3 protein-coding genes are annotated in these 4,434 nt (G+C 67.1%); 1 reads left to right on the plus strand and 2 read right to left on the minus strand.

The window, feature by feature from the left end; genetic code table 11:
* The first annotated feature begins 220 nt into the window (after positions 1–220).
* The gene (locus QZY48_RS14580) at positions 221–1,207 is read left to right on the plus strand and encodes a YhdH/YhfP family quinone oxidoreductase (protein WP_295431970.1); all 987 of its coding nucleotides are present in this window, start codon (positions 221–223) and stop codon (positions 1,205–1,207) included.
* Between the two features lie 163 nt (positions 1,208–1,370).
* On the opposite strand, the gene QZY48_RS14585 is transcribed toward QZY48_RS14580, so the two are convergent.
* Entirely contained in the window at positions 1,371–1,811 is a 441-nt protein-coding gene (locus QZY48_RS14585) for a low molecular weight protein-tyrosine-phosphatase (protein ID WP_295431973.1), read from the minus strand.
* Positions 1,812–2,154: 343 nt separating this feature from the next.
* Entirely contained in the window at positions 2,155–3,903 is a 1,749-nt protein-coding gene (locus tag QZY48_RS14590) for a S8 family serine peptidase (RefSeq protein ID WP_295431975.1), read from the minus strand.
* Positions 3,904–4,434: the final 531 nt, after the last annotated feature.

The raw sequence follows: 4,434 nt of genomic DNA on the forward strand, positions 1-4,434 counted from the left end.
CGTTGTCGGAGAAGCGATGCAACGTGGGGTGCGAGAGAATCCGAGGCACAACGATAACCTCGATTACGACAACGACAACGACAACGACAACGACGCTAACAACGTCAATGGTGGATGCGCTGCGCTTATCCACCCTACCGATGCATACGCTGGTCTGGTAATTTCCGGAAATCACCCAAGGCTTACGGCCAGATTTTTCCCGAACCCCGAGGACGAAACCATGACCACCTACCCCGCCTTTCGGATCCATCAGGACGCCCAAGGACACCACGCCGGGATCGAGCAACGCCCGCGACCCACGCCGGCCGCGGGCGAGGTACTGATCCGGGTCGGTTGGTCCGGCGTCAACTATAAGGACGCCCTGGCCGGGACCGGACGGGGCAAGATACTGCGCAGCTTCCCCCTGGTCGGCGGGGCCGACGCCGCCGGGGTGGTGGAGGAGTCCGCCCACCCCTGCTACCAGAGCGGTGAGGCGGTGGTCGTCACCGGTTGGGGGCTCACCCACGACCACGACGGCGGCTTCGCGGGGTATCTGTGCTGCCCCGCGGAGTGGCTGGTGCCGATTCCGGAGGGGCTCGACCCGCGCCGGGCCGGCATCTTCGGCACCGCCGGCCTTACCGCCGCACTGGCAGTACACCGAATGCTGGTCAACGGTCAGGAGCCGGGACTGGGGCCGATCCTGGTCACGGGTGCCAGCGGCGGGGTGGGCGCCATGGCCGTCGCCATTCTCGCCCGGCTCGGGTTCTCGGTCAGCGCACTCTCCGGCAAGCCGGAGTTGACTGACTGGCTGCGGCACTTGGGCGCCGCCGAGGTCCTGCCGCGCGAGGCCCTGGCCGGTGCGACACGCCCACTGGAGAAGGCCCGCTGGGGCGGGGCGGTGGACAATGTGGGCGGCGAGTTGTTGGCCCAGATCACCCGCACCATCGCCCCCGGCGGCAACATCGCGGCCATCGGGCTGGTCGGCGGCCATGAGTTGCACACCACCGTGATGCCCTTCATCCTGCGCGGGGCCAGCCTCTTGGGCTGCAACTCGGTGGATATCCCCTACCCCCTGCGCCGCACCCTGTGGAATCACCTGGCGAGCGACTGGCAGCCGCCGGACCTGGAGGCCCTGGTGTCGGAAACCGTCGCGCTGGAGGGACTGCCGCCGGTCTTCGAGGACATGCTCGCCGGCCGTACCCATGGGCGGGTGCTGGTGGCCCTGTGAATTCAAGCGCTTATCCCGCCTGCGGGAGAGGAAGCAGGCGGCCTTGACCAGCCAGCGATGCCTACGGCGGCGAGCGGTCCGCACAGCCGACCCTGCGGACTCGCAGCCGGCGTAGGGACCAACCACACGCACACTGGCAGGGACAACGATCAGCGCCCGCCGCTCACAATCGAACCAGCCAAGCCTCGACCGCGGCCTCGATCTGGTCGAAGGCGGCCTCGGCGGCAGCGCGGCCTTGGCCGTAGGGGTCTGGGATCTCGCCCCCGCTCCAGCGACCCAGCAGACAGACCTTGCCCACCGCGACCGGGGCCAACTCCAGCAGGTGGCGGCGATGGGCCTCCTCCATCACCAGCACCAGGTCCGCCCAGCGCACCAGCCCGGGATCGACCGGTCGGGACGCATGGCCCGAAAGATCAAGCCCATGCCCCGCGGCCACCAGGCAGGACATCTCATCGGCCGGCGCACCGACCGCGGCGATCAGCCCGGCGGAAGCGACTTCGATCTCCTTCCCCGCCCGCGCCAGGCGGGTGCGCAGCAGCGCCTCCGCCAGGGGGCTGCGGCAGAGGTTGCCGGCACACAGGACCAGCAGGTGTTGAAACAGCATGGGCGGTAGTCGGGTCAGGGGCGGATACTGGTGGCTGGCAGGATGAGGCCGGGCCCGGCTGGAAGCAAGGGGAAAGCGGGGAGCGGACCTTCGACGCCGACCCGGAGGCATTGATCATCGTCGGGCGGCCCCGGGCCGGAGTCCAAGGCTTCAGCCTTGGATGTACAGGACCAAGGCTGAAGCCTTGGACTCCAGAAGGCGGCCGCCGGCCGGAAAGATGATCAAGGCCGAAGCGGAGGTCGTTCACGGGAGCCGAAAAAAAATGACACCGGCGCAGGAGCCGGTGTCCGGGAGTGGGCGCGCGTTGCACGCGCCCGGGGGCTTACTGAATGAATTTGGGGAATTAGCGCTTCACTGACACCGAAGTGGTCTTGGCATTGCCGGACGTATCGATCGCGGTCAGCTTGATGACATGGGTCCCGCGGGTGGCGGCGGCGGCGTTCCAAGCGCAATTGAGCGCGGTGCTGTTGCCGGTGCAGAGTTTGACGCTATCGACATAGAGGGTCATGGTGGCGACGGCGACGTTGTCGGCGGCGATCGACTTCACGGTCACGGTCCCGCTGACGGTCTTGTTCGCGGTCGGGGCGGTAATCGTCGCGGTGGGCGCGGTGGTGTCCTGCGCGACATTGTTGACCGTTACGGTGACCGCGGCGCTCAGGGCCTCGTTGCCGGCCGCGTCATAGGCGCGGGCAGTCAGTTGCAGGGCGCCGTTGGCATAGGCCGTCGTATTCAGGTTGATGGCGTAGGGGGCGGCGGTATCGCTGCCGATCAAGGTCGAACCGGCGTAGAGCTTGACCGAGGTCACGCCCACGTTGTCACTGGCGGTGATCTGCACGCTGAGCGTCCCGGAGACCTGGGCATTGGCGGTCGGCGAGCCGATCGCCACGCTCGGGACCTGCGTGTCCACCGCGACTGGCGTCCAGGTCAGGGCCATCTGCACCGCGGCGGCGGCGTCGATGCGGCCGGCACCGGAGTATTGGTCCTTGCCCGCGGTACCGATGTCGAGCGCGGTCGCTTTGAGGATCTGCTCGATCGCCGCGGACGTCAGGTTCGGATTGGCGGACAGCATCAGGGCCGCGACGCCGGCCACCACGGGGGCGGCAAAGGAGGTGCCGGAGGTGGACATGTAGCTGCCGCCGTTGGTGGTCGTGACGATGCCGGCGCCGGGGGCGGCCAAGTCGACCAACTCGCCGTAGCTGGACCACGCCGGAACCGCATCGGCGGCATCGGTGGCCGCGACCGTGATCAGGTCGGGATTGTCGATGCCAGCATAGGCACCGGTGTTACCCGACGGGATGATCACGACACCACCCAGGGACCGCATGTACTGTGCCGCGGCGGTGACGGTGCCGCTGTCATTGACCTCGTAGGAGACGTTCGCGATCCGCGCCCCATGATCGGCTGCCCAGATGATGCCGGCGGCGATGGTGCCGGTAGTGGTGTCGTTGCCGGCGGTCTCGCTGACGCGCACCGGCATCAGGTTGACGTTCCAGCCCACGCCCGCGGTGCCGACGCCATTGTTGGTATCGGCGCCGATGACGCCGGCGATCAAGGTGCCGTGTCCGGAGACATCACTGGTATCCGTGTTATCGGAAACCATGTTGTGGCCGGGAACCAGATGGGCAACCAGGTCCGGGTGCGTGGGGTCGATACCGCTATCCACCACCGCCACGGTGACGCCGTCGCCTTGGCTGAAGTCCCAGGCGCTCGGGGCTTGGATCTTGGGCAGGTGCCAGGCATAGCTGTAGTAGGTATCGTTCGGGGTCATGGCGGGCGCCGCGAAGCGCTCGACCTCCGCGAAGCCGATCCGCGGGTCCTTCGCCAAGTGCGCGGCCAGCGCCGACTCGAAGCCGTGCGGGACCGCCAGCGCATAGAGACCGTCGTTGCCGATCGGCATCGCGACCCGGCTCATATTCGCCTTCAATAGCCGGGTCATCTCAACTTGCGACAGGCCCGCCGCAGTCTTCACCAGCAAACGACCCTCGACATACCCGGCGGCGGACGCCACGGTCGGAGAGCCGAACACGGCGCCAGCCAGCGCCATCGTTGCCAGGGTGTTGGTCCACAGCCGCGTCGTGTCGTTCGCGTTCATCGTAAAGCCCCGTCTTTTTTTCGGTCCGGGCAGGATGTCCGGACCATCGAACGATTGCCGTTCGTTGGGGATAAGGTTAGGCGGGGGTGACAATCGCTTTTGGGACTGGGGTCACGCTTTATCCGATAACGACATCAGATCCTTCCAACCTGTGAGCCGGGTCACAGGAGCAGACACCCGAGCGGGGCGGCGCGACACGGAAGTGTCGCGCATGATCTATCATAATTATCTATTTTGTCTCTATTTTGCGAGTGCTGCGGTGCGCAGGCGCACGTACCCGGGAGAGATGGACGCCCGGGGCAGCGCGCGGGACTGGCTCAGATCGGCGCGGGACAGGAGTGACCAGGGCACTGGTCACGCTTGGGTGCGAACAGGCGGGGACAGAGGGGCTGACTGACGGCGATGGAAGGAAGCCCAGTCACCCCAGAGGATGAAAGGACCCCGTGGAGCGGCTTGCAGCCGCGATGCGAGGCCGCGGCTAACTGCGACGCCAACAGCAGTGCGCGAGGCGACATCGCGGCTGCAAGCCGC

The organism is uncultured Thiodictyon sp. (assembly GCF_903828115.1).
Classification (GTDB): domain Bacteria; phylum Pseudomonadota; class Gammaproteobacteria; order Chromatiales; family Chromatiaceae; genus Thiodictyon.

Excerpts from the sequence above, each read along its gene's own strand:
- QZY48_RS14585 (WP_295431973.1), bottom strand. The coding sequence starts at position 1,811 with ATGCTGTTTCAACACCTGCTGGTCCTGTGTGCCGGCAACCTCTGCCGC.
- QZY48_RS14580 (WP_295431970.1), top strand. The coding sequence starts at position 221 with ATGACCACCTACCCCGCCTTTCGGATCCATCAGGACGCCCAAGGACAC.
- QZY48_RS14590 (WP_295431975.1), bottom strand. The coding sequence starts at position 3,903 with ATGAACGCGAACGACACGACGCGGCTGTGGACCAACACCCTGGCAACG.